General features: G+C 27.6%; 27 protein-coding genes. 8 read left to right on the forward strand and 19 right to left on the reverse strand.

The features are described from left to right. The first annotated feature begins 1 nt into the window (after position 1). Complete coding sequence (fliM, locus tag ACNI3D_RS15300; protein WP_129099480.1) at positions 2-1,096, forward strand: flagellar motor switch protein FliM; 1,095 nt, start codon at positions 2-4, stop codon at positions 1,094-1,096. A gap of 5 nt (positions 1,097-1,101) precedes the next feature. On the opposite strand, the gene pyrC is transcribed toward fliM, so the two are convergent. From pyrC to ACNI3D_RS15325, 5 genes are all read right to left on the reverse strand, one after another. Further along, positions 1,102-2,115 carry a dihydroorotase gene (gene pyrC / locus ACNI3D_RS15305; RefSeq protein WP_419767612.1) on the reverse strand — a complete coding sequence of 338 codons (1,014 nt, stop codon included), beginning with the start codon at positions 2,113-2,115 and terminating at the stop codon, positions 1,102-1,104. After that, positions 2,115-2,453 (reverse strand): P-II family nitrogen regulator, encoded by a 339-nt coding sequence (locus ACNI3D_RS15310; RefSeq protein ID WP_129099478.1) that lies wholly within the window; start codon positions 2,451-2,453, stop codon positions 2,115-2,117. The genes pyrC and ACNI3D_RS15310 overlap by 1 nt, the downstream gene beginning before the upstream one ends. Positions 2,454-2,549: 96 nt before the next feature. Beyond that, a complete protein-coding gene (locus tag ACNI3D_RS15315; protein ID WP_419767613.1) occupies positions 2,550-3,734 on the reverse strand; it encodes an ammonium transporter in 1,185 nt (394 codons plus the stop codon). A gap of 218 nt (positions 3,735-3,952) precedes the next feature. Further along, a complete protein-coding gene (locus tag ACNI3D_RS15320; RefSeq protein ID WP_129099476.1) occupies positions 3,953-4,291 on the reverse strand; it encodes a P-II family nitrogen regulator in 339 nt (112 codons plus the stop codon). 77 nt (positions 4,292-4,368) lie between these two features. Continuing rightward, positions 4,369-5,583, reverse strand: coding sequence for an ammonium transporter family protein (locus ACNI3D_RS15325; RefSeq protein ID WP_419767614.1), 1,215 nt, complete (start codon positions 5,581-5,583; stop codon positions 4,369-4,371). 149 nt (positions 5,584-5,732) lie between these two features. Between ACNI3D_RS15325 and ACNI3D_RS15330 the strand changes: the two genes are divergently transcribed. Genes ACNI3D_RS15330 through ACNI3D_RS15340 form a run of 3 tightly spaced genes read left to right on the forward strand, consistent with a single transcriptional unit; the run spans position 5,733 to position 9,912 of the window. Next, positions 5,733-6,596: a hypothetical protein gene (locus tag ACNI3D_RS15330; RefSeq protein WP_129099474.1), complete on the forward strand. Its 864-nt coding sequence runs from the start codon at positions 5,733-5,735 to the stop codon at positions 6,594-6,596. A gap of 35 nt (positions 6,597-6,631) precedes the next feature. Next, positions 6,632-7,381 carry a sigma 54-interacting transcriptional regulator gene (locus ACNI3D_RS15335; RefSeq protein WP_129099473.1) on the forward strand — a complete coding sequence of 250 codons (750 nt, stop codon included), beginning with the start codon at positions 6,632-6,634 and terminating at the stop codon, positions 7,379-7,381. Next, complete coding sequence (locus tag ACNI3D_RS15340; RefSeq protein WP_419767615.1) at positions 7,378-9,912, forward strand: [protein-PII] uridylyltransferase family protein; 2,535 nt, start codon at positions 7,378-7,380, stop codon at positions 9,910-9,912. Before ACNI3D_RS15335 ends, ACNI3D_RS15340 begins: the two co-directional genes overlap by 4 nt. Here ACNI3D_RS15340 and dsbD read toward each other — a convergent pair. Both dsbD and ACNI3D_RS15350 read right to left on the reverse strand, forming a co-directional pair. Further along, positions 9,909-11,666: a protein-disulfide reductase DsbD gene (dsbD, locus tag ACNI3D_RS15345; protein WP_419767616.1), complete on the reverse strand. Its 1,758-nt coding sequence runs from the start codon at positions 11,664-11,666 to the stop codon at positions 9,909-9,911. The two genes, ACNI3D_RS15340 and dsbD, sit on opposite strands and share 4 nt — an antisense overlap. Before the next feature lie 11 nt (positions 11,667-11,677). Continuing rightward, positions 11,678-12,043, reverse strand: coding sequence for a thioredoxin family protein (locus tag ACNI3D_RS15350; RefSeq protein WP_129099471.1), 366 nt, complete (start codon positions 12,041-12,043; stop codon positions 11,678-11,680). A 125-nt stretch (positions 12,044-12,168) separates the two neighbouring features. Between ACNI3D_RS15350 and ACNI3D_RS15355 the strand changes: the two genes are divergently transcribed. Continuing rightward, a complete protein-coding gene (locus ACNI3D_RS15355) occupies positions 12,169-12,525 on the forward strand; it encodes a rhodanese-like domain-containing protein (protein ID WP_419767617.1) in 357 nt (118 codons plus the stop codon). Positions 12,526-12,551: 26 nt separating this feature from the next. Here ACNI3D_RS15355 and ACNI3D_RS15360 read toward each other — a convergent pair whose 3' ends face one another. Both ACNI3D_RS15360 and ACNI3D_RS15365 read right to left on the reverse strand, forming a co-directional pair. Further along, positions 12,552-12,767: a hypothetical protein gene (locus ACNI3D_RS15360; RefSeq protein WP_013136687.1), complete on the reverse strand. Its 216-nt coding sequence runs from the start codon at positions 12,765-12,767 to the stop codon at positions 12,552-12,554. A gap of 82 nt (positions 12,768-12,849) precedes the next feature. Beyond that, positions 12,850-13,659, reverse strand: coding sequence for a phosphatidylserine decarboxylase (locus tag ACNI3D_RS15365; protein WP_419767618.1), 810 nt, complete (start codon positions 13,657-13,659; stop codon positions 12,850-12,852). Between the two features lie 132 nt (positions 13,660-13,791). Here ACNI3D_RS15365 and ACNI3D_RS15370 point away from each other — a divergent pair, with 132 nt between their 5' ends. Next, positions 13,792-14,046, forward strand: coding sequence for a hypothetical protein (locus tag ACNI3D_RS15370; RefSeq protein WP_129099468.1), 255 nt, complete (start codon positions 13,792-13,794; stop codon positions 14,044-14,046). Positions 14,047-14,058: 12 nt separating this feature from the next. Here ACNI3D_RS15370 and mltA read toward each other — a convergent pair whose 3' ends face one another. From mltA to ACNI3D_RS15405, 7 genes are all read right to left on the reverse strand, one after another. Beyond that, positions 14,059-15,147, reverse strand: a complete 1,089-nt coding sequence (gene mltA, locus ACNI3D_RS15375; RefSeq protein WP_419767619.1) for a murein transglycosylase A — start codon at positions 15,145-15,147, stop codon at positions 14,059-14,061. 62 nt (positions 15,148-15,209) lie between these two features. Beyond that, entirely contained in the window at positions 15,210-15,491 is a 282-nt protein-coding gene (locus ACNI3D_RS15380) for a hypothetical protein (protein WP_129099466.1), read from the reverse strand. A gap of 11 nt (positions 15,492-15,502) precedes the next feature. Further along, a complete protein-coding gene (gene dnaK, locus ACNI3D_RS15385; protein ID WP_419767620.1) occupies positions 15,503-17,386 on the reverse strand; it encodes a molecular chaperone DnaK in 1,884 nt (627 codons plus the stop codon). 139 nt (positions 17,387-17,525) lie between these two features. Next, positions 17,526-18,125, reverse strand: coding sequence for a nucleotide exchange factor GrpE (grpE, locus tag ACNI3D_RS15390; protein WP_419767621.1), 600 nt, complete (start codon positions 18,123-18,125; stop codon positions 17,526-17,528). 10 nt (positions 18,126-18,135) lie between these two features. Beyond that, entirely contained in the window at positions 18,136-18,954 is an 819-nt protein-coding gene (locus ACNI3D_RS15395) for a heat-shock protein (RefSeq protein ID WP_419767622.1), read from the reverse strand. A gap of 686 nt (positions 18,955-19,640) precedes the next feature. After that, positions 19,641-20,546 carry a hypothetical protein gene (locus tag ACNI3D_RS15400; RefSeq protein WP_419767623.1) on the reverse strand — a complete coding sequence of 302 codons (906 nt, stop codon included), beginning with the start codon at positions 20,544-20,546 and terminating at the stop codon, positions 19,641-19,643. After that, the gene (locus ACNI3D_RS15405; protein WP_419767624.1) at positions 20,546-22,150 is read right to left on the reverse strand and encodes an AAA family ATPase; all 1,605 of its coding nucleotides are present in this window, start codon (positions 22,148-22,150) and stop codon (positions 20,546-20,548) included. Before ACNI3D_RS15405 ends, ACNI3D_RS15400 begins: the two co-directional genes overlap by 1 nt. A 140-nt stretch (positions 22,151-22,290) precedes the next feature. Between ACNI3D_RS15405 and ACNI3D_RS15410 the strand changes: the two genes are divergently transcribed. Both ACNI3D_RS15410 and ACNI3D_RS15415 read left to right on the forward strand, forming a co-directional pair. Further along, the gene (locus tag ACNI3D_RS15410; RefSeq protein WP_419767625.1) at positions 22,291-22,740 is read left to right on the forward strand and encodes a helix-turn-helix domain-containing protein; all 450 of its coding nucleotides are present in this window, start codon (positions 22,291-22,293) and stop codon (positions 22,738-22,740) included. After that, a complete protein-coding gene (locus ACNI3D_RS15415) occupies positions 22,730-23,401 on the forward strand; it encodes a nucleotidyl transferase AbiEii/AbiGii toxin family protein (RefSeq protein WP_419767626.1) in 672 nt (223 codons plus the stop codon). Before ACNI3D_RS15410 ends, ACNI3D_RS15415 begins: the two co-directional genes overlap by 11 nt. Here the strand turns inward: ACNI3D_RS15415 and ACNI3D_RS15420 are convergent. The 3 genes from ACNI3D_RS15420 to ACNI3D_RS15430 form a co-directional block, all read right to left on the reverse strand. Continuing rightward, positions 23,398-23,766 (reverse strand): hypothetical protein, encoded by a 369-nt coding sequence (locus ACNI3D_RS15420; protein WP_419767627.1) that lies wholly within the window; start codon positions 23,764-23,766, stop codon positions 23,398-23,400. The genes ACNI3D_RS15415 and ACNI3D_RS15420 overlap by 4 nt on opposite strands. Next, complete coding sequence (locus ACNI3D_RS15425; protein ID WP_419767628.1) at positions 23,763-24,911, reverse strand: MFS transporter; 1,149 nt, start codon at positions 24,909-24,911, stop codon at positions 23,763-23,765. The genes ACNI3D_RS15420 and ACNI3D_RS15425 overlap by 4 nt, the downstream gene beginning before the upstream one ends. 75 nt (positions 24,912-24,986) lie before the next feature. After that, positions 24,987-25,703 carry a response regulator transcription factor gene (locus ACNI3D_RS15430; protein ID WP_129099460.1) on the reverse strand — a complete coding sequence of 239 codons (717 nt, stop codon included), beginning with the start codon at positions 25,701-25,703 and terminating at the stop codon, positions 24,987-24,989. Between the last annotated feature and the right edge of the window lie 39 nt (positions 25,704-25,742).

The following is a 25,742-nucleotide window of genomic DNA, read 5'->3' on the forward strand; positions in this document are numbered from 1 at the left end:
GATGGCAGAATTTTTAAGTCAAGATGAAATAGATGCTCTTTTAGACATAGCCGAACAAGGTGAAGATATTGACAAGACGGCTGATGAACCTATTATATCAAAAGAAAAAAATTATTCTATTTATGACTTTAAAAAACCAAATCGTATCTCAAATGAACAATTTAAAGCATTCTCAACATTACATGATAAAATGCTTAGGGATCTTATTACTGACCTTTCTGCAATGCTTAGAAAAATTGTTGATATAAAACTATATTCAATTGAACAGATGACTTATGGTGAGTTTATTTTGTCAATTCCACAATTAACTTCATTAAATACTTTATCTATCAAACCACTAGATGGAAGAATAGTAATTGAGTGTAATCCTGGAATTTCACATAAGATAATTGCTGAGTTATTAGGTAGTGGGTCTGTTGCATCAGGGGATAATTTAGATAGGGAATTAACTGAAATTGAAGTTGAGATTTTTGATCACTTTTATAAACTAATTGTTTCACATTTGTACAGAGCTTGGGATGAAATTACAACTTTAAATTTTAAAATAGAATCAAGAGATACAAATGCAAATGCCATTCAAATTATTTCAGATCATGAGATTGTTTTACTTGTTGTTTTAGAGTTTACAATTGATGAAGAGTCAGGATTTTTATCTATTTGTTACCCTATTTCTTACATAGAGACTTTATTAAATAAAATTGTTACAAAAATCTTTGCAGAAGGTAGAAATAAAAAAGCAAGTAGAAAGAAAGACATTACAACTTTAATTTCTGGTGCAAAAATGAATATAGAAGCGATTATGGCTGAAACCGTTTTAAAAACTTCAGAAATATTAGATTTAAAAGAAGGAGATGTAATAGTATTTAACAAAAATTCAACATCTGCTACATCTAAAATTTATATAAACAAAAAAGAGAAATTCTTAGCAATTAGTGGATTATCAAATAATAGAAAAGCTGTTCAAATAAAAGCTAATATTGATCATGAAAAAATGGAAACACTTGAAACCTTAAGAGGAATGAGAGAAGAGAGAATTATAAAAGCCAAAGAGACTCAAGATAAGATTGCTCAATTATTATCAGAAAGAGACGATTAAGTCTCTTACTTCAAACTCCAAGCTAGTTTTTGATTATTGTACATAGGCACAACATTTTCACCAAAATCTTCATAAATATTAGGTACAGTAAACTCTTCTTTTACCAATGTAATATCTTTTTTTAAAGCTTTAAAATCATATATCTTTTGAGCATTTAGACTTAAAAAACCATTTAGATTATCTAAACTATCATGTTTCTCAAAAAGTTCAACTAAAACTTGCAAGGCAATAGGAGATGTAAAGACACCAGCTGCACAACCACAAGACTCTTTTTTATGTTTAGGATGTGGAGCAGAATCAGAACCAAACATAACCTTTGGATTACCAGTAATTGCTGCATTTAATAAAGCATCTCTATCTTCATATCTTTTTGCTATTGGTTTACAAAATAGGTGCGGTTGAAGCATTCCCCCTGCTACATCATCTAAAGTTATTATTAAATGATGCAAAGTAATTGTCGCATATAAATTATCATATTTATCCAATAAATCAACAGCATCTTTAGTTGTAATGTGTTCCATAATAATCTTTAATTTAGGAAAGTTTTTTGCCAAACCTTCATATATTGGCATAAACTCTTTTTCCCTGTCCATTACAAAACCATTAGTTTCACCATGAACACATAAAGGAATACCCAAATCACTCATAACTTCTAAAGTAGGTCTTAAACTCTCTGCATCTATAGCTGCTACTCCATTTTCAGAATTTGTAGTAATTCCAGCAGGATATAGTTTTATACCTATAATTTCATCTTTTACATCTTCTAAGAACTCCCTTGAATATTCTTGAAAAAATAGAGTCATAAAAGGTTCAAAAGTATCCCCTTTACATGCTTCAAGTATTCTAGACTTGTAAGATAATAAAGCCTCTTTAGTTGTAATAGGAGGTACAAGGTTTGGCATAACTAAAGCACCTGCAAAAGTTTTTGAAGTAAGAGGACCAACTAATTTTAGCATCTGTTCATCTCTTAAATGAAGATGCATATCTAAAGGTGAATTAAGAGTTATTTCTTTACTCACTAAATTGCTTCCTCATCTTCTTCACCAGTTCTAATTCTTACAATTTTTTCAATTGGAGAAACAAATATTTTACCATCACCAATTTTACCAGTTTTAGAAGCCTCAGTAATTAATTGTATAGTTGAATCAACATCTTTATTTGCAACTATAAGTTCTATTTTAATTTTTGGTAAAAAATCTACAACATATTCAGCACCTCTATATAGTTCTGAATGACCTTGTTGTCTACCATAACCTTTTACATCAGAAACTGTCATACCTGTTATTCCCGCCTCAGTTAATGCATCTTTTACATCTTCTAGCTTAAATGGTTTGATTATTGCTTCAATTTTTTTCAATTTTAATCCTTTTTTTGATTCTCTATTTTAACAAAATAATTTTAAATAAACCTAATCTTTTTAAATCAAGCTTAATTTACTAGCTTTTATACAGACTTAGAAAGCTCGTTTAAACTCTGGATATGCTTCTAGTCCACACTCATCTACATCTAATCCTTGCATCTCTTCATCTTTTTCTGCTCTTAGTGGCACAAACTTATTAATTACATATAATACGATAAAAGATGAAATAAAAGCAAATACTCCTACAACAACAATACCTTTTAATTGTCCTAGAAGTGTTATATCATCTCCATTTGAGGCAAAAATCCCAACAGCTAAAGTTCCCCAAATACCATTTAATAAGTGAACAGATAATGCTCCAACTGGGTCATCAAGTTTTAATTTATCAAAAAAACTAACTCCAAAGATTACCAAAACTCCACCTATTGCACCTATTAATATTGGAGTATAAATATCATATAAATTTGGGCCTGCTGTAATAGCAACTAAACCACCAAGTGCCCCATTTAATACCATGGTAATATCAAGTCTATGATATCTAAAGTACATATAAATACCTACAAGAATTGCCCCTGAAAGACCAGCTGTATTTGTGTTCATAATAGTCAAAGCAACAGCATCAGCACTCTGTTTAGATGCAATTGAACCAATACTTCCACCATTAAAACCAAACCATCCAATCCATAAAAGAAAAGCGCCTAAAGTTACAAGGGGAATATTAGAAGCTGGTATAACTCTTACTCCTCCTTCTTTAGGATACCTTCCCCTTCTTGCACCAATTATTATTATTGCAGCTAATAGTGCCCAACCACCAGTACTATGAATTACAGTTGAACCAGCTAAATCGTACATATTTAAATCTAATATTGTACTTTTTAACATATCACTTCCCCAAGACCAATTTACAATTATAGGATAAATTAATGCACCCATAACAATTGTAAATAATCCAAGTGGTAAAACTTTTGCTCTTTCACTAACTCCCCCTGACATAATATTAATAACCTTACCAACAAATGCCATTTGAAATAAAAATGCAGCCCATTTACTCATACTATCACTTCCAAAATCACCAAATGCCACAGAATAGCCAAATAATAAAAAAGCCAGTGAAGCCACTGCATAAATCATTGTATTTACCATCAAGACAGCACTCACATTTTTAGTACGCACAAGTCCCGCTTCCAACATAGCAAAACCAGGAACCATAAAAATGATTAAAGTCATTGCAAAAAGAGCAAAAAAGGTGTCAATCACATAAGCAATATTTGCATCCATTATTATCCTTTTAATATTTTAACAAATTATATATTATGTAATTAATTTTTTGTTTATTTAAGTGGGTGTTTTTTATACACAAATTAAAGTGATTTTTTTTAATATAGAGTTAATTGATTAAATTTTTGTATAAATTATATACAAAACAAAGAAGTGTTAAAGTTAACACTCTTTGTATCTTGCAAAAGTAATTTGTTACTTTACTTTTTTTTTAAAAACTAAACTGCTTCGCTACCAGTTTCACCAGTTCTAATTCTTACAACATTTTCAATAGGTGTAACGAAAATTTTACCATCCCCAATTTTACCTGTTTTTGCTGCATCAGAAATAGTTGCGATAGTTTTATCTACATCTTCATCATTTACTATTAATTCAATTTTGATTTTTGCTAAAAAATCAACAATATACTCAGCACCTCTATATAACTCAGAGTGACCTTGTTGTCTACCATAACCTTTAACATCATTTACTGTCATACCAGTAACACCACTCTCAACTAAAGCTTCTTTTACATCTTCAAGTTTAAAAGGCTTGATGATTGCTTCGATTTTTTTCATTCTTTGTTCCTTTTAATATTTTTTCAAAAAATTCATCTTTTCTAAAAAGGTAAGATTTCTTACCTTCTTATAAGCACTTATGCTCTTTTAAACTCAGGGTAAGTTTCAAGTCCAGTTTCATGAATATCTAAACCTTGAACCTCAATCTCTTCACTTACTCTTAATCCAACAATTAGATCTAAAATTTTCCATACTACAAATGAAGCTATGAAAACAAATGCACCAACAATAACGATACCTTTTACTTGAGCCATAATTGTAACTTCTGGATTGAAAATACCTACAGCTAAAGTTCCCCAAATACCAGCAACTAAGTGAACAGATAATGCACCAACTGGATCATCAATTCTTAATTTATCAAACATAGGAACAGCAAATACAACTAAAGCACCACCAACAATACCTTCAATAAATGCAACCATCATACCTAAGTCTGGTCCTGCAGTACAAGATACAAGTCCTGCTAAAGCACCATTTAATACCATAGTTAAATCAACTTTTTTGTAAATAAGTTGAGTTAAAATTGCAGCCATAATAGCTCCTGCACAAGCAGCCATATTTGTATCAGCAACAACTAAAGCAATACCATCAATATCAGCTTTTGAACCTAGTGCTAATTGAGAACCACCATTAAATCCAAACCATCCCATCCATAAAATAAATGTACCAAGAGTAGCTAATGTTAAATTTGAACCAGGAATTGGTCTCACTGTTCCATCTTTACCATATTTACCTTTTCTAGCTCCTAAAATAAGAACACCAGCTAAAGCAGCCCATCCACCAACAGAGTGAACAATAGTAGAACCTGCGAAGTCAGAGAATCCAGCCATAACACCACCTAATTCACTTCCTCCCCAAGACCAATGTCCTTGTATTGGATAAATAACACCACTTAAAACCACTGTAAAGATTAAGAAAGGCCATAATTTCATTCTCTCTGCAATTGAACCTGAAACAACAGATGCAGCAGTAGCAACGAAAACAACTTGGAAGAAGAAATCAGCAGCAGCAGGATATGCAGCATCAGTAGCAGTTACCATACTAATTGTTGAGAAGCTACCCATTATAGATCCACCATCTCCATACATTAAGTTGTATCCAACGAAATAATACATCATGCAAGAAATTGCAAATAAAGCAAGATTCTTTGTTAATACTGTAGCATTATTCTTTGATCTTGTTAAACCAGATTCTAACATAGCAAACCCAGCTGCCATCCACATTACTAGAACTCCCATTACAATAAATAAGAACCCATCAAGAACATATTTTACATCAGCAAAATTTTCCATTTTTTTCCTTTTCGAATTGATATAAGAAAGTATAAAATAAATTATAAACTTTGCCTAGACTTAATCTGTATAATTAGTATACAATTATCGTTTTTTCTACTTTTACTTAAGATGATATAATATAAACAGATTAAACAAGGAAAATATAAATGGAAGAGTTTTTAACAATATATGATGTAAACAAAGACAAAGTAGAAGACTTTATTTTAAATAGTATTCATAATTTAGGAAATATTAAAGATTATGAGAAAAATAATTTTTCTAATTTATTTTCAATTTTTCCATCATTGGAATTAGTTTATACAGTAAATAAAGACACAAAAATACAAAATTCTCCAAACTATTTTAAAAAGAGAATAGACAAAAGTGCTACTAATGAAAGTCGTACTTATATCCTAGATAAATTACATTTTAAAGATAATAATACAGCCTTTTCTTCACCATATATAAGTAGTGCTACAAGAAGTAATTGTATAACTCTTACAATAAAAGAAGATGATATTATTATTTTTTTAGACTTTAAAATAGAGACTTTACTTGAGAGATTAGAATTAATAGAATTAAATAAACCATTTCATACACTTACAAAGATATTCTATGGTATAGCAGGGTTTTCGTTAGCATTACTTGCTTTATTTCTTATTATATATTCACTTGGTACTTTTTTGACAAGCATGGTTTTTCATGGTGATTTTACTCTTGATGCAATTTTTAAACCTATCATTGCACTTACACTTGGAATAGCAATATTTGATTTAGCAAAAACTATATTAGAACAAGAAGTATATTTTAAATCTTATTCGAGAAATTCTAAAGTAGATACAAAAATGATAACTAAATTCTTAATTACTATAATAATTGCATTATCAATTGAAGGACTAATGGTAGTTTTTAAAATCGCAATAGAAAACTACACTCAAATGATAAATGCACTTTATTTGATAACAGGTATATCTTTTATCATCATTGCCTTATCAATTTTCATTTATTTAACTTCAAAAAAATCTAAATAATTGTATACTATATATACAAAATTAAGAGGATAATTATGCAAGAATTTATAGCTTTTTCAGAGATATCTAGAGAAATAAAAAACTCAGCAGAGTTACTGAAGTCTTTAGATATCAATGCGTTAATAACTGGACAAAAAGGTGTAGGGAAAAAAAGTTTAGCTAAATATATTACACAAGATTCAAATATTTATAGTGCGAAAACTCTACAAGATGACATAAGTGATAATGTAATTTCTATTTCTAACTGTACTGTAATAATTGAAAATATTGATGAGATTACAAATATTGATTTATTTATAAATTGGGTTGAAAATAACTCTATTAAAGTTATAGCAACATCAAAAAAAGATGAATTAAATGAAAAACTCTCAGATATATTTTCTATAACAATAAATATTCCACCTTTAGATACAAGAAAAGAGGATATAAAACCATTAGCAAATAAATTTGCTAAAGAAGCAGGTGAGATTTTAGGGATAGAGGAAAAACCTTCTAAATTAATAGTAAATACCCATGAAAATGCCTACAGTTTAAGAAAATCAATATTTTTCTCTTATCTTTTTGAATCAATTGGTGAAAATGAGATTATGATGCTTTTAGAAAACTATATACTTGATAATATGGATGGAGAAAATGGGTATAGAGATTTTGTATATCTATTTGAAGCACCCCTTCTTCGTGCTTCACAAAAGAAATATAAATCTCAAGTACAAATGGCAAAAAATCTAGGATTAAACAGAATAACCCTAAGAAAAAAACTAGAGATGCATAAAGAACTAATATGATTAATGAGATGAATCTAGAAGTTGAAGAACTTATAGAAAAAAATGCCAGCGACTTTCAAATATCAAAAGTATTTAAAAAATATATCCAAGAGTATGTAAACTCTATTGATACAAGTATAGATACAAATGGTGGGAAAGATTTTTTTGTTCAACACACAAAAGTTACTGATAAGTTTTTAATCTCACTTTATAAATATATTCTTAGAAAAAATTTTGGTTCATATCAACCAATGAGCACTTCTATTCCTATTTCAATAATCGCTTTAGGCTCTTATGGAAGAGAACAACTTTGTATTTATTCAGATATCGATTTACTACTTTTATATGAAGATGTTAAGGGTTATAATATCAAAGATATAATTCAAGAATTTATTACTTTAGCTTGGGATTGTGGACTAAAGTTAGGTTCTAGGGTTCATGAACTTAATGATGTTGCAGAATCTGTTAAAGAAGATATTACAATCAAAACTGCAATTATAGAATCAAGACTAATTTATGGTTCAAAATATTTATGGTTTGGTTATGAAAATGTATTAAATAGAATAAGAAAAACTAACCAATTAGAATTTATTCTAGAAAAAAAGCAAGAACACAAAGATAGACTTTTAAAATACCCTTTAAAAATGGAACCTAATATAAAAGATGGTTATGGTGGTATGAGAGAAGCAAATATGGTATTTTGGATCGCAAATGTAGTTTTTGGAGTTACAAGACTAAGACATCTTATGGATAAAGAATTTACTGAAGAAGAGTACAAAAAATATAGAATATCTTTAGAGTATATTTTTCAAGTAAGAAATCACTTACATAATATTGCAAAGAAAAAACTTGATACTGTAAATTTTGATATTCTACCAGAGCTAAGTACTAAACTTGGATTTAAACATACGCCAAGAAAGACAAAAGAGACTCAAGCTATGAACAAAATTTTTGAGTCTTTGCATAATATTCACTTCTTCACAAATATTTTAAGCAAAAAATTCACAAGAGAATTAGAATTTAAAAATCAAAATTATGATTTAGTTAGAAAAAATAGATTCAAAAAAAATCTTTATATTTATGAAGGTAAAATATATACTTCATACTTCAATAAACCAAAAACGCTAACTGCCTTTCTCAAAGAGCTCATATCTTTACCAATAAGTGTAGAAAGATTTGACCAATCATATGTTTATTATGCAAGTAAAACTATCTTGCCACAAAAACAAACAAAAGAGCATAAACTATTATTAAGAAGATTATTATTTAAAGAATCTTTATATCCAATAATAAAACTTCTTTACAATGCAAGAATATTTGAATCAATATTCCCTATTACTAAAAAGATAATAAATCAACCACAATTTGATGGATACCATGAACTTCCAGTTGATGTACATTCTATAAAAACATTAAAACACTTAAGTGATATAAAAGATGAATTTGTAAAAGAGTTATATGAAAATTTTGATAAAACAGAACAATCATTAGTCAAAATTGCAACATTTTTTCATGATGTAGGAAAAGGAAGACTTACGGATCATCATATTGCAGGTGAAAAACTATTTAGAAATATGGCAAAAGGACTTAGTTTTAAGGCTGAACATACACAAGTTATAGCAAAACTAATAAGATATCACAATATGATGAGTAAAGTTGCTACAAGTGAAGATATATATTCTGAAAAAGTTATTAGAAATTTTTCAGGATTAGTTCAAAATAAAAAATTTTTAGATATGTTATTTGTTTTAACTTATGGGGATATTTCTGCTGTTGGCAAAAATATTTATAAAAGTTCAACTTCAACCCTATTAAGAGAATTATACCATCAAACATTATATGCCTTTGAAAATACTACTCTTTTAACTGAAAGTTCAAGAAGAATTGCAAAAATAAATAGTATCAAAAAACTAAAACAATATAATGACTTACCTCAAATACTAAAGAAAAAAATAACATATATTGCCTCAAACCAAATCTTCTTACAACTTAAGGCTGCTGATATATTAGACTTAGTATTAAAAGCAAAAGAAGTAGAAACTTATACTTATAAGATATTAAATGACAAAGCCCTAACAATAAGAATAATAAGAAAGATTCCTTTGAACTTAGGATATCTACTTGGTAAATTAGAATTTTTAGATATTTCAGTTATGAATATTTTTAAATTATTTGATGATAAAAAATGTTTTGAAATCCAATTTACAGAAAAAGTTGAAGATGGTGATTTATTACATATTGAAGAAATAATAAATGCTTCTTTTGATATGAGCAAAAAATTAAATCTAAAACAACCTATTATTCTAAAAAATGAAGTTGAAGTAAATTGTAATCATACTTCATATCTTGCAAGTATGAGAATCCATGCTATAAATCAAAAAGGATTATTAGCATATATTACTAAAATTTTCGATGACTTTGGAGTAGAAATAGAAAGTGCAAAACTTTCATTAAATAAAAAAAGAGTAAGAGATTTATTTTTAATTGAGAAAAATGGTAACTTTAGTGTTAACTCTGATAAGATAGTAGAAATGATTTGTAGTAACGACTAAATGTCGCTACTACTAAAATGTTTATTAAGTATCTCCAAAAACTCTTTTGGATTTTTATATCCAACTATTTTTGAAGCATTTATCTCATTATTATCTTTGTCCCAAAAGATTATTCCAGGAGGGCCAATGATGTTAAATCTTTTTTGTAACTCTTTGTCATCTTGGTTATTAGCTGTAACATCAGCTTGCAAAAGTGTAAAGCCTTTTAATTTTTCTATTACTCTGTCATCTTTAAAAGTAATGTTTTCAAACTCTTTACAAGCCACGCACCAATCAGCATAAAAATCTAACATAACTGGTTTATCTGATTTTTTTATCTCAGATTCTAACTCTGTTAAGTTTTTAATTCTTTTAAATGTAATTCCAGCCTCACTTGTAGAAACAACTTTACTTGAAGTGAATTTTTCCAAAGGATTTAACACATTTGTTGCTCCACTTACAGCACCAACGAAAGTCAAAACTCCATATATCAAAATAACTAAAGTAATAAGTCTCATTAAAATATGTTCATACAATTTTAAATAAAGTGCTGTTCCTAAAAACAGTAGTGACCATAAATACATAACAATAATTGGCTCAAGTACTCTATCTAACATCCAAATAGCAATAGCTAACATTACTATTCCAAAGATTCTTGTAATATTTTCCATCCAGCCACCAGGTTTTGGCATAAACTTTCCAGCTCCAAGTCCAATTAAAAGAAGTGGTACTCCCATTCCTAAACTTAGTACAAATAAAGCAGCTCCACCTAAAAAGGCATTTCCAGTTTGTCCAATATAAACTAAAGCACCAGCAAGTGGTGGAGCAACACAAGGACCTACAATAAGAGCTGATAAAAATCCCATTATTGCTATTCCAAAGATTCCTTGTTTCTCTTTTCCTTCTGTTGTTTTATTTATCTTATTTTGAACACTTTGTGGCAGTTCTAATTTATAATATCCAAACATTGAAAATGCTAAAGCTACAAAAATAGCTGCAAAAGCACTTAAAACATAAGGATTTTGGAGTGCAACTTGTAAGTTTGCTCCAAAAAGTCCTGCAATTATTCCAGCAATCGTATAAGCTAAAGACATAGAAATTACATAAACCAATGATAAAAAGAAGCCTCTTTTCATACTTAATTGTTTATTTTGTCCAGCTTTTACAATAATAGAAGACAAAATAGGAATCATAGGGAAAACACAAGGTGTCAAAGATAATAAAAGCCCAAATCCAAAAAATGTAAGTAAAATAATAAAAAAGTTACCATCTTTTAAACTATTTGCAATAGTATCTGTTTCATTTAAATCATTACTACTTTTTGTAGAACTAGTTGAAGTAGTAGTACTTTGAGCTACAAAATCATCTGGTATTTTCACGAGAGTTGTTTTACTCATAGGTGCATAACAAAGTCCAGCTTTTGAGCAACCTTGAAAATTTAATTCAATTTCATACTCTTTTGCATCAACTTTAGATTTTAATAGGGAAAATGGAACCTCAATATTTAAATTATACAAATAAATTATATACTCTTCATAAGGTATTGATTTTGGCAAAACTAATTCTTTTGTTATATCAATTTCTTGAGGTTTTTTGATTTTTACACTTACTTTATCAGCATATAAATAAATATCTTTTCCTAAATCAAGATTTATGATTAAACTACTGTTTTTAGTTTCAAAACTCTCTTTAAATGCTTCTTTTGGAGATAAAAAATCTTGTTCAAGTCCAAAAAGAAAAATAAAACTTAAAAATAAAAGAACTAATTTTTTCATTTTTTATCCTATTATTTTAATAAATAGTTATTAACATTGTTATTTATATCGCTAACACTTTGTATACCAATAATAGATTTAATTATCTTTCCATCTTTGATGTATAAAACAGTAGGAATACTTTCAACTCCATATTTACTTACAAGCTCTCTTTGATCATCAATATCTACTTTATAAATAGTTACTTCATCAGGTTTAGTATCATTATATTCATTTAAATTTTTTCCAATTATTTTACAAGGTGGACACCAAGACGCATAAAAGTCCACAATGACTTTCTTACCCTTTATCTTTTCTGCCATATTATCTACTGTTAAATGTTCATATGCAAATAAACTAGTAACAAATAGAGATAATACAATTATAAATTTTTTCATATAAATTCCTTTTGCAACATTATAGTTAAAAAGTGTGTAAATATTGTTTAGTCAATTAACTTTAATTCTATACTTTATTATAAGAATTCTTTATGTAAGATTGGGAAATTTTATTAGGATTTATGATGAATAATACTTTAAAAAATGTCCTTCCTAAGGACATAGAACCGTTTATAAATAAAAATACACCCATAATAGATATTAGAAGAGAAGATGAATTTAAAGCAACTGGAATAATAAAAGGCGCATATAAATTAACTTTTTTTAATGAATATGGCCAACATGATTTAGATACTTGGCTAAAAGAGTTTAAAAAGATTGTGAAAAATAAAAGTGAAAACTTTATTTTAGTATGTGCCCATGCAAATAGAACTAAAGTTGTTGGAGATTTTTTAGCAAATAAATTATCTTATGAAAATGCTTATCATCTTGAAGGTGGTATGGCTTTGTGGCTCGCACAAAATAAAGAAGTGACTTTTTAAAAGAAGCCAAGAAATTGGCTTCTATATTACTTTTTAGCTTTTTGTAAAACTTCGATTACTTCTTCTAAGTTTGCATAAGGAATATGAGATTTCCACTCAACATTTTCACCATTTAAAGAAATACCAATACTAACAACATCGTCAGTACCTTTTCCATAAGGTTCTGTAATATTAGAAATAAATATCTTACCTTTTTTTGTTCCTGCCAATTGAATTTCTGCCAATTCTGTAGTTGTAGACATATTTTTTCCTTTTGTTTGATTTATAACATTTTACAAAAATAAACTTTTATAATGTTAAACTTAGTTATTATAACTTAGTTTTTTATTTTTTACTAATAGCAGAGCCAAATAAGATTTTTTGATTTGTTAAGTTTTTTATTTTTATACTATCTTTTTCCCAAATCATCACTACCGTTGAACCCATTTTAAAGTAACCTAAACATTCACCTTTTTTAATATTTAAATCTTCATATTCATAAACTTTTATCTCTTTTGCATCAACATTTGTTTCAACAGCACTTTCAAATTCAAATACCATTTGTCCTACATTTAAAGCACCAACAAATACCATGTAGAAAAGTTTTTCGTTTTTATCAGTACACTCTAAAATAACTCTTTCATTTTGACAAAATAAATCTATCTCTTTATTTAAATATTTTAGATTTACTGGATATAGTTTTCCAGGTACATGAATTAGTTTATTTACACTAAAATCACATGGAGCATGATATCTATGATAATCTTTTGGTGAAAGATAAAAGTTCATAAAAGTTCCATCAAGTACTTTTTCTAAATTATCTTTTTTTACATGATATGTTAATAACTCTTCAACATTATATTCCATACCTTTTATTTGTAATAAAGTATCTTTTTTCAAAGCCCCACACTCTGTTATTAAAGAATCAGTTGGTGAAATAACCAAATCATCATCAGAATCTATTTCCCTTTGAATTGCTAATTCTCTTGTAAACAAATCATTTAGAGACTTATAATATTTAGGGTTTCTAAACTCACTCATATCTAAATGGAAACTTTTCACATAAAGACTATTTATGGTACTTTGAATAAAAGAGGGAAACTCTTTTTTTGCAAACTTACCAAAATACTGTGAAATCAAATTTGTAATATGCATTTTAATCCTTATAAAAAATGTATTCTACCTAATTATCACTTGATTTTTAAAATTACTATTTAACTTAAGTTCCTAAGAATAAAAAAATATTAATTTGATAATCTTCCATTATTAATATAAAAGGATAATAATATGCATACTATACAAGTTGAACATGTTTGTGGTTGTTTTAAAAGAAGTGATTTAGAAAACAATTTACAATTAGAGAATAAAGATGATGCTTTAACAAAAGCTATGGAAATGACAACAACAATGAATGAAGATTTCTGTGGTAAACACGATTTTCAATTAGTTGAAGATAACAATAATTTTGTAATTTCTTTCAAGCAAGAAGCTCCAACAAATACTACAAGCGGATGCTGTGGTGGTGGATGTGGTTCACACTAAAGGCTTTAACCTTTAGTTGGGAACTAAAATATATAGTTCCCCTGCTTCCTTCATTCTTCCAGCATACTCTTCTGCTTCTTTTGCAAAACCCCAAAAAAAGTCAGCTCTAATATCACCTTTTATCGCTCCACCTGTATCTGCTGCTACCATTAATTGATTTATCTCTTTATTTGTAACTGGATTCTTTGTATTTATAAATACAGGCATTCCTAAAGGAATATATCTTGTATCAACTGCTAAATTCCTTTGGGGAACTAATTCTACCCCTAAACTTCCCGTTGCTCCTTGAGATCTTTTTTCAAAAAAGATATAACTAGGATTTTTATTCATAACTTCATTTATTTTATCAGGGTTATCATAAAACCATTTTTTCATGCCTTGAACTGAAGCACTATAATCACTTTTCCCACCAATATAACCCTTACTTATCATATATTTCCCAATAGAGGTATATTGTTGTCCATTTTGATTTGCATAACCTATATTAATCAAATCACCATTTGGCAATTCTACTTTTCCAGAACCTTGTATATGTAAAAAATATAGTTCTATATTGTTATCAACATATAATAATACATCTTGATTTTTATTTTTACTTATATTTTTTCTAGCTTCATAAGGAATAAGTCTATTCCCTTCTATTTTACCCCTTAAAGTATATTTTTTAAGTTGGGGATAAACACTTTTTAAATCCACAGTTATCAAATCATCTGGTACTTTATAAATGGGATATTTGTATTTATCTGTTTTTGTAAAACTTCCATGTAACAAAGGTTCATAGTAACCCGTAATTGTTCCTTTATCAGTTCCATTTTTATTATACAATTTATATGGAGTAAAGTTTTTTTGAAAAAATGCTTTTGGATTAGTTGTATCATTTGCTTTCAAACAAACCTCTTCAAAAGTCTCTTTTCTAGAACTTTTTGTACAAGCTTTTTTAAAAACATCTAAGGCCAAAGATAAATCATCTTTATCAAAATCTTTTATTTCAGAAAAAGAGACCTTTTCCAAGTTTGCTTTTGAATTATCAATTTTTTCAAATTTTGGAGCACATCCTGAAAAAATACCAATCAAAATTGTAATAAATATAAAGTTTTTCATACATTAATCTCCTGTCATGGGATTTTAGCACTTTTTAGTTAATAGTAATTTAATTAAAATATTTAGTTGATAGAGTGAACTTCTTTTAAACCACAAGATTTACAGACATACTCAATCTCTTTTACCCCAGAGCATCCGTGATCTTTTAACAATCTTGTTGTGATAATTTCATATTTAAACTTTGTATTTGTTTTAGTATCAAAAAACTCTTTAGTTTTTTGGTGACAAGAAGGACATTCTCCTTTATTTAATTTATCTAATCTTGAAGTCTTAGTTTTTAAGTAAAGTAAAATAGAGAAAGATACTATTAAAAATAGTAAAAAAAGGAAAAGAATAGTTTGCATGAAGCAGAGATTTACTCTACTTCAGCATCGATAACATCATCGTCATCTTTTTTAGCTTTTGCATCTGGTTTTGCTCCAGCTTGATCACCTTCTTTTTTATACATTGCTTCTGCTAATTTATGAGAAACTTCAGTTAAAGCTTTAACTTTTTCTTCAATTTGCTCTTTTGTTGCATTTTCATCTTTTAATATTTCTTCTAATGCAGCTGCTGCGTCAACAATTTTTTTGCTCTCTTCTTCAGAAACGGCATCACCATTTTCTTCTAAAGTTTTTCTTGTACTATGTAATAGAGCATCAGCTTGATTTCTGATTTCAATTACTTCTTTTTTCTTAGCATCAGTCTCTTTATTTGCTTCTGCTTCTTGTACCATTTTTTCGATTTCTTCATCAGATAATCCAGATGAACCAGAAATAGTAATTTTGTTTTCTTTACCAGTTCCTTTATCTTTAGCACTTACATTTAAAACACCATTTGCATCAATATCAAATGTTACTTCAATTTGTGGCACACCTCTTGGAGCTGCTGGAATGTCAGATAATTCAAACATACCTAAAGATTTGTTATCTCTTGCAAATTCTCTCTCACCTTGTCCTACATGAATAGAAACAGCAGGTTGATTATCATCAGCTGTTGAGAACACTTGAGATTTTTTAACAGGAATTGTTGTACCTTTTTCAATAAGTTTAGTCATAACTCCACCTAAAGTTTCAATTCCAAGTGATAAAGGAGTAACATCTAGTAATAATACATCTTTAACATCACCTTTTAATACACCAGCTTGAACAGCAGCACCAGCAGCAACTACTTCATCAGGGTTAACACCTTTATTTAAATCTTTTCCAAAGAACTCTTTAACAACTGAATTTGCTTTTGGTAATCTTGTAGATCCACCAACCATGATGATTTCTTGGATTTCACCTTTTTCTAAACCAGCATCTTTAAGAGCAACTTTAATATGATCTAGAGTTTCTTTGATTAAATCTTCAGTCATAGACTCAAATTTTGCTCTTGTTAATGATTTCACTAAGTGAACTGGTCCTGCATTTCCCATAGAGATAAATGGTAAGTTGATTTCTGTTGATTCAGCAGAAGATAACTCTTTTTTAGCATTTTCAGCTGCATCTTTTAATCTTTGTAATGCCATTTTATCAGTTTTGATATCAAATCCATTTTCGTCTTTGAACTCTTTTGCTAACCAATCAATAATTCTATTATCGAAGTCATCTCCCCCTAAGAATGCATTACCATCCGTTGAAAGTACTTCAAATGTACCATCACCGATTTCTAATACAGTAACATCAAATGTACCACCACCTAAATCGTATACAAGAACTTTTTCTTCACCTTTTTTGTCTAAACCATAAGCTAATGATGCAGCTGTTGGCTCATTGATAATTCTAAGAACATTTAGTCCTGCGATTGTTCCAGCTTCTTGAGTTGCTTTTCTTTGTGCATCATTGAAGTATGCAGGTACAGTAATAACTGCATCAGTTACAGCTTGTCCTAAATACTCTTCAGCATCAGCTTTTAATTTACCAAGAATTTTAGCTGAGATTTCTTGTGGAGTATAAACTTTTCCACCAATTTCAACAGCAGCAGCTCCACTTCTATTTACAATTTTATATCCAACTTTTTCTTGTGCTTCTTTAGCATTTTCTTCATCCATCATAAGACCCATAATTCTTTTAATAGAATAAATAGTTTTTTCTGGATTTGTAATCGCTTGTCTTTTTGCTGGATCACCAACTAAAACTTCACCTTTATCTGTAAATGCAACAATTGATGGAGTTGTGTTTTTCCCTTCTTTGTTAGAGATAATTTTTGCTTCACCATTTTCATAAACTGCCATACAAGAGTTTGTAGTTCCTAAATCTATTCCAATAACTTTTCCCATTTTATATCCTTATCATTTTTTATTATTAAATTTTAAATTCAATTAATAGTTTTCTGACATTGCGGTCAATGATGCTTTGCATCAAATGAAAAATGAATAGTGAAAAATTAAAAATTTTCTCACTAACACTTCTCTTATTCTAGTTTGCTATACTTACCATTGCTGGTCTTAGCAATCTTTCTTTCAACATATAACCTTTTTGCATAACTTGCACAATTTCACCTGTTTGTTTATCTTCACTATCCACTTGCATAATTGCATTGTGGAAGTTTGGATCAAACTCACCGTCTGTTTCTACAACTGTAATATTGTGTTTTTCAAAAGCTGTATAGAAGTTTTTAATTGTAAGTTCTACACCCTCTTTTAGTTTTGCAAGTAAATCTTCAGTACTAAGATTTGTTGCTGCTTCTTCAGCTGCTAATGCCATTTCTAATGTATCAATTGGAGACAATAAATCTTTTGCAAATTTTTCACTTGCATAATCAATTGCTTGATATTTTTCTTTTTCTAATCTCTTTTTGATATTTTCAAAATCCGCATGAACTCTTAAATACTTCTCTTCTGTCTCTTTTAATTTCGCTTCAAGCTCAGCAATTTTATCTTCTGTTGTTGCTTCTTTTACTTCTTCAGTTGATTCTTTTTCATTACAACATGAAGACTCATCTTTACAACACTCTTCGCTTGTCTCAACTTCTTGTTCTATTTCTTCGTTCTTTGTATTTTCTGTATCTTTACTCAAAATAACTCTCCTAATTCATACTTATTTTATTATAAAAGAATTCATAATCTTTTGATAGTTCTCCAACCACCAAAAGTTTAGATTCTTTGCTGTTAATTATACAATCATGACAAATACCGATGTACCCTTCTGGGACTATTGTGTCAAAATATATAGCATTTTCAATGCTCTCAAAAATAGTTCCTTTTAGAAACTTTTCAATAGTATCTTCATCATAATTAAATCTTAATACCAATGAAAAAAATTCTTTAGTATTAAAAATTCTAAAGTCTCTATTTTTTAAAAATTGGTTTACTGATTCATATACTTCGAAAGCGCCAACTTGCTTAGAAATATTTACAATATGAATCAAGTCTAAACCTATCATATCACTTAAAAATCTATAAAGAGCATCTGTAAACTTTACTGTTACATTAAAAGTTGAAAACTCTAAAATCATATATCGATTTTCTACATTAAGTATATTTTTTAAAACATCGCTAGTTTGTTCTAAGACAAATGCTGTCAATCCAACTTGAGAAGAATAATAATCAACTGCTTTTTCATCTACAAAATTGAGTTTAAAGTTTAACTTTGAACTCCAATATTGTCTCAAGGCTTCTGTTGTAGGTGTTCTACCTGAACTAACATGTTCTTGAGCCAAATATCCCTCATCACCCAACTTTTTAAAGTATCCTCTAATTGTTGCTGGTGAATATGTGATATCATACATATTCTTAAGCTGTGAAGAACCTATAGGCTCTAGATGCTCAATATATGCTTTGATAATAGATTGTAATAAAAACTCTTTTTTGTCAATCATTTCCAACCAATTTTGTTTATTTAGCACTCATAATCTTAAACTGCTAAATAATTATACTCAATTGAGTGTTTATTTGTCAAGTATTTTTTAGCAATTAATAAATAAAAGTGCTAATTTGTTGTTTAGGGTTGAGTTAGTGGGGTTTATAGAAACTTAATTTTAAGTAAATTTAGAATAAATGTCCAGATTTTATTCTCTCTTGAAGAGGTAAACCTCTCCGCTTTCTTACTTTTGTATTGACGAAAAGTAAGCAAAAACAACTACGGCTTAGGAGCCAGAGGTTCCCTCATTTATTATTTATCTTTTCTGACTTGTAAAACTCACATAAAAATATGCTCTTTAGCATATTTGTTCTGTTCAAACAGTTACAAGTCTTTTCCGAAAAGATAAATAAACATTCGGCTCCTGCAGATGTAGCAATATTATTTGGTGTCAAAATATTACTTTATAAATTCACAGTTAGAATTGTAATGGATTTCTTTCTGCCTTTGATGAAGCTAAGATTTTAGGCTTTATTTTCGGTGAAAAGTAAGAATATGTTTGAGCGTGAAGAAAGAGTGCTAAATGCACTCTTTTAGCGAGTCTCGCAACGTAGAAAAGAAAGACTAAAATATTAGGTAGCTTTGCCTTCATCAATTCGGCAGTCTTTTTTGCTTACTTTTTCGAGATCAAAAAGTAAGAAAAGCGAAGACCTTCAGGTATTCATGAGAATATTATATTAGATCTAATTCCTTACTAATATCTCTAATAAGTTTTGAAAGTGGACGTTTATGTAAATCGTCAGATAGATAAATCCCAAATAAGTCTTGTTTTATCTCTTCTTGCGTTTTTTTAGTCAAATCTGATAACTCTTTTATTCTACTATCAGGATACTCTTTTCTTTTTTGAATCATCTCTAAAACTTTATATTTATGATAATCATATCTATTATTCAGATTCAAACTCTCTATATAGTTATCATATTTATTTGAATAATTCTCAATTAGTTTTATATAAAAATCTTGTTCTTTTTCTATTTGAAGATTTAGATTTGAAATAAATGATTTAAACTTAACTCTTTCATCAAAATTAAAATCTTTATTTGTTGGAGAAAAGTTAAATGGTATTTTTGAATCTTTTACTTTACTATTACATACATAACAACTAGGAACAAGATTATATAAACTCAATGCTAAAAATGGATAATCTGATTTTTCTAAAACATAGTCTAATGTAAAAGCATTTTTTGTTTTATTGTTTTTTTTGAAAGTATTTATAAAATCTATATTGCAATAATAACAAGTATGAACTTCTATGTTTTCTTGAAAGAATTTAGATATTTTTGGTTGTAGTTTTGAGATTAATATAACAAAATCTTTTGAATTTGCTTTATCATAATTAAAAAAATTTTTAATCATTTCAAAATCTGTACTTGATAGATTAACAGATTCTTTTATCTCCAATAACTTATCAAAATCACCAGTTAAAATATCTGCTAAAGAATAATTATTTAAAATGGTTTTAATATGAGTATTGTAGTATTCTTCAAAAGTACAATTATTTTCCTTTTGCATTTTTGTATTTGCTATTTTTTCATAATAATCTTTTTTCTCAAATTCTTTATATTTAACTAAAATCATTATTTTTTTAACCTATTTAATCTATCAATTTCATCTTGAAGTTTTTCTATCTCTTTATCAATCAAGTATTCATCGTATAAAATCTTTTCTATTTCAACTAAATGGTTTTTAATCACTTGCTTTAAATAATCATCTCCGATAATTGATTGAATTTGCCTAAACTTTGTTTTATGCTCTTTTTCATAAATTTCTTTTTCTTCATCTCTTTGATTTTTGTTTTCTTCTTTCGTTAATTCTTTTTCTAAAATTTCTTCATTATATTTTAGAATTGATTGAATTTTATCTTTCGCAAACTCACCCATAAGCACATCTTTCATAAAAAAACCATGAGAAAGTAAAGTATGTATATTTGCTCCAAAAGTTTGTTGATTATCTTCAAAAGGATAAACTTGTTTTCCTTTTTCTAAAAATATTACATTTTCTTTTGGTAAGTCTGAAAGAATAAAAGGTGAATGAGAAGAAATTATTAGATTAAATTTAGTATCAAGTTTTTTTATAAAATCAATAATTTCTATTAAAAATCTTTTTTGCCAATTTGGGTGTAAACATAGTTCTATTTCATCAAAAGTGATTAATAAATTATTTTGATAATTTTCTATTGTTCTATAAAAAAAATAGAGATTTAAAAATATTCCAAAAAACATTTGTTCACCAGTACTTAAAGAACTCCAGTTTCTTTCTTTTGAATCAATATAATCTATTTCAAAAAAATAATTAAAATTATACAAATAAAAATCTTTTTCTTCTTTATTTAATGAATCTAAATCAAATGTTTTTTCATTAAAATAAGTATTGAATTTTTCTTTTGTAATATAACCTTCATATTTTTTAAATTCTTTTTCTAAATAGTTAATATCATTTAATTTTTCTATTTCAAAAAGGTTATTTTCTAAATGAAATAAGATAAGAAATTTATGATAGTAATCATCTATTTCTTCAAATAATTCTAACAATTCTAAAGAGTTAGTAACTTCTTCATTTTCATTATAAATTATCTGATTAAATAATTCAGAAAAGTCTATTGGCTTGATTATTATAGTTGATGGAAAATAAAAGATTTGATTTTTTGGAAAAGGTTGCTCTTCTTGAATATGCATACTCATAAGTTGATTTATTTCAAAATTAGACAATTTTATATTATTTATTTTATTTGTATAATTTAGATGTCTTTTTTTATCTTCACTATATTTTTCTTCTATGCTGTTAAAATATGTTAATACCGATATATTATGGATATTTTCAATTAGAGTATTTTCTTTTGTAAAATCAAAATTACTTTGATAGTGTATATGATTATTTATTGATATTAAAAGAATATATTTCGTTTTTAATTCTATATTTATTTTAGAACAAATTATATTTAACAAGGATTGAAGAGAACTCTTTCCACTTCCATTTTCACCTACAATTGCTGTAACATTAATATTTTTACCAAAAAAATCTTTCAAAGGATTTTCTTTTGGAGTTATTTTCAACTCACTTTTATCTAACAATTTCTCATTTTTATAAATAGGAAAAAATTCACACTCAAAATTTGGAGAAAAATTAAATCCTTGTTTCTTTATATTCTTATAATCCTCAACCCACAAATAAACCAATTCCATAATAACTCTTTGCTAAAATATTTATAAGTATGTTACAAGAATATAATTTAAAAGTTTCACCAATTAATTTGTATCAAAATACAAATATTGACAAATAGGCGATAATCGCCTATAATAATAAAAATAAAGTAGAGATAACTATGACACAACAACAAATGAGCAAATTACTTGATATACCAGAACGAACTCTTAGAGATTGGAAGAGTGGAAGAAGTAGACTATATACCTTACTTCAAAATATTGAATATGAAGATGCCAAAGATAAAATAAATGTAGTTGATATAGACGATATCATAGAGTTTGAACCATCACAATATTCACAAAATATGTTTTGGCAAACTAAAGAAAAAAGTCAACAAAAAGTATATGCAATAATCTCAAACTATTTATCAACTATAAACATACATGACATAAAAGAATTATGTAATCAGTTTGGAAAAAATATGGTTAAATCAGTTTTAAGTGATAAATATAAAGAGATGTACAAAAAAGGCTTTATATCAACAAGTGGTATGGATATACCTTTACATGGAAAATACAATGAAAATCCCACCTTCAAACAATTATCAGGAATAATAAATGACTTCTAACGTAATAAAAGTATTAGATAAAATCAAAGACTCAAGTATATTTCAAGATGAACTTTATTTCATAGGAGGAACAGCACTCTCATACTATCTCAATCATCGAGTTTCAGAAGACATAGATATAGTAAGTCCAAAAATATTGGACTATAAAAAAGTTGTAACAACGATGAATTCTTTAGGAGCTAAAAAAATTGAAGATGAAAATACTACAGCACTAAGACTTGCAGGATTATTTCCTGATGAATATATATTAAAATTTATACTTGATGAAGTTAAAATAGAGTTTTTTTATGCTAATCGTCCTATTCAAAAAGAAATATTAACCAATAATACATGTGCAAACTATGAAAACTCTACTCTTAAAATTTTAGATTTAAAATCAATAGCAAAATTAAAAATTGTTGCTTTATTTCAAAGAGATAAAGCAAGAGATTTATTTGATTTTTATTCCTTATTAGAAAATAATGTACTTACATTATCCGAGGTTCTTTCTATCTCTAAAAGCATTAAAAATATAGACTCAAAAGATAAAATTATTGATTTTATAACATCAAAAAAAGAATCAAAAGATGATGAGAGTGTTTATTTAAATGAACATGATAAAATAGATTTGATATTTGATGAAATTAAAACAAATACCATCTTGGCATTAAAAAAGATTTAATCTTTTTCCTCTATCACATCTATATCCCAAATAACACTAACCCCATACTCCTGACTTAGCGTTATATACTTCTCATAAGAAACCTTCTCTTTATACTTCTTCGAATGAAAAGTAACGACCACATCTTCTCCATTTAGTAAAGCTTTTACTTCTCTTTGTTTTAAATACTTCCCATACTTCCTCAAAGAATTTTGCCAAATTTTAAAATCACAAGTTGCATCAGGGGTGAGTTCGAAGAGTTCTCCATCTTCGCTGTACCATTTGGCGTTGGAACAAGCATAAAGCTCTATTTTTTTGCCATTAAACTCTTTTTTTCGTACTTCTATTTGTCCATTTTCACAATAAGGACATTTTCCTAAAATCAATTATACGCCTTAAATATTTTTCTGTTTGAATATACAAAAATAAAGATTACAAAAAGTAAAAACATACATAAGTATATAGTTTTATCCCAACCATAAAGAGAATAAAACATTGGAGGGATAATTGAACCAACTGTTCCACCTATGTAATAAAAACTCAAATACATACCTGATGTTAGTGATTTTTGTGCCTCTTTTAGGGAGTTTGCTATTCTAGTACTAACGGTATGAACTGTAAACATTCCTAAACAAAATAAAAATACATTTAGAAATATGATAAGTGGATTTTCTACTATATATAGTGCTGTTGAAATTATAAAGATTATTATTCCAAAAAGTATAGTTTTCATCTCTTTATCAAAGAATTTTATAATCTTATGAATGAAAAGTGAAACAACTATTCCAACCCCATATCCTAAATATAAAAGTCCTATTTGACTCTCACTTGTACTTGGATCTAACTCTTTAAGTCTAAATGGCAAGATATTTAAAACCCCTGCAAATACAAAAAATATAGAAAACATCAAAAGATATATTACAAAAAATCTTTTATCTTTTAATATATGTGTGATATCTTTTATTGTGGCTTTTGTTAAGTGAGCTTGGGCATCGTAATTTAATCTTGTGATTAAAAAAAGTCCTATAAGAGAAGCGAAAGATAGAGATAAAAAAACCATTTGCCAAGAAAAGTATGTGGCAATATATCCTGAAAATACCCTTCCTACTAAACCACCAAAAACTGTTGATGCCACATAAATTGACATATTTAGTTTCACATTTACTTTATCTATGTTTGCTAAAATACTCATAGATGCAGTTAAAATTGCTGGTATTACTATTGCTTCTATTGTTCTTATTGTTAAAAACATCTCATATGATGTGGAAAATGATAAAAAAGTATTTGTAACAGCTAAAATAAGTGAAGCTGTTAATAAAACCCTTTTTGCATTTACTCGTTCTAATATATATCCATAAATAATAGGTGCAATTGCTAAAAATAACATGATAACTGCTGTAAATTGTGAAGATTTTACAATTGATACTTCAAACTCTTTTGCAAGTAAAGGTTGAAGTGGTTGAGTTGCATACATTACTGATAATACAATTACAATATTGTATATTATTATAGAGAGTTCTTTTGTTTTCAATTTTGTCCGATTTTAATATAAATAAAAAAAGGTGAGAAATCATTCTCACCTTTTTAGAAGTTAAATATTTATAAATTACATATATGGTAATTCTATAATATAACCGTAACCTTTTTGAGAAATGATAAAATCATCATCAATAACTTTATCTTTTAATCTTTTCATTACTGTTCTAAATGCAGAATCATTTGTTGTCAAATCACCCCAAACATCTTCTTTGAATTTTTCTACAGAAACAACTTCACCTAAGTTCTTAATTAAAACTTCTAAAATTTGAGACTCTTTTTTAGATAGTTTTACACTCAACCCATCTTTGTATAATAAACTTCTACTTCTATTATATGTATATGTATTATTTAAAACTAATGGAGAATCATCTTCTTTGCTGTCTTTTTTAGCACTAATTAATTCATCATTTGCTTTTTGTAACATATCCATCATATCATCTACATTTAATGGTTTAACAAAATACCCTAAAACTTTTAAATTGATAAGTTTTAATAAATCTTCTTCATTTTTATGTGCAGAAACTATTATAAACTTTTGATCTGGAACAATTTCCAAAATTTCATCAATCATTTCAATACCATCTTTATTTGGCATTTTAATATCAGTTAAAACTAAATCAAAACACTTATCATTATTAAAGCTTTCTTTATAAAAATTAATTCCTTCTTGACCATCACTTGCTACGACTACTTCATCGAAGATTGTGTTTAAATAAAAAGATAATGTTTTCCTAGCAACTTCTTCATCTTCTACTAGCAAAACTCTAGTTGTATATATACTCATACAGAGCTCCTATATTTTTTTATAATTATTATTGATTAT

It is taken from the genome of Arcobacter siniprincipis (SeqCode) (assembly GCF_048571125.1).
In the GTDB taxonomy this organism is placed as follows: Bacteria; Campylobacterota; Campylobacteria; order Campylobacterales; family Arcobacteraceae; genus Arcobacter; species Arcobacter siniprincipis.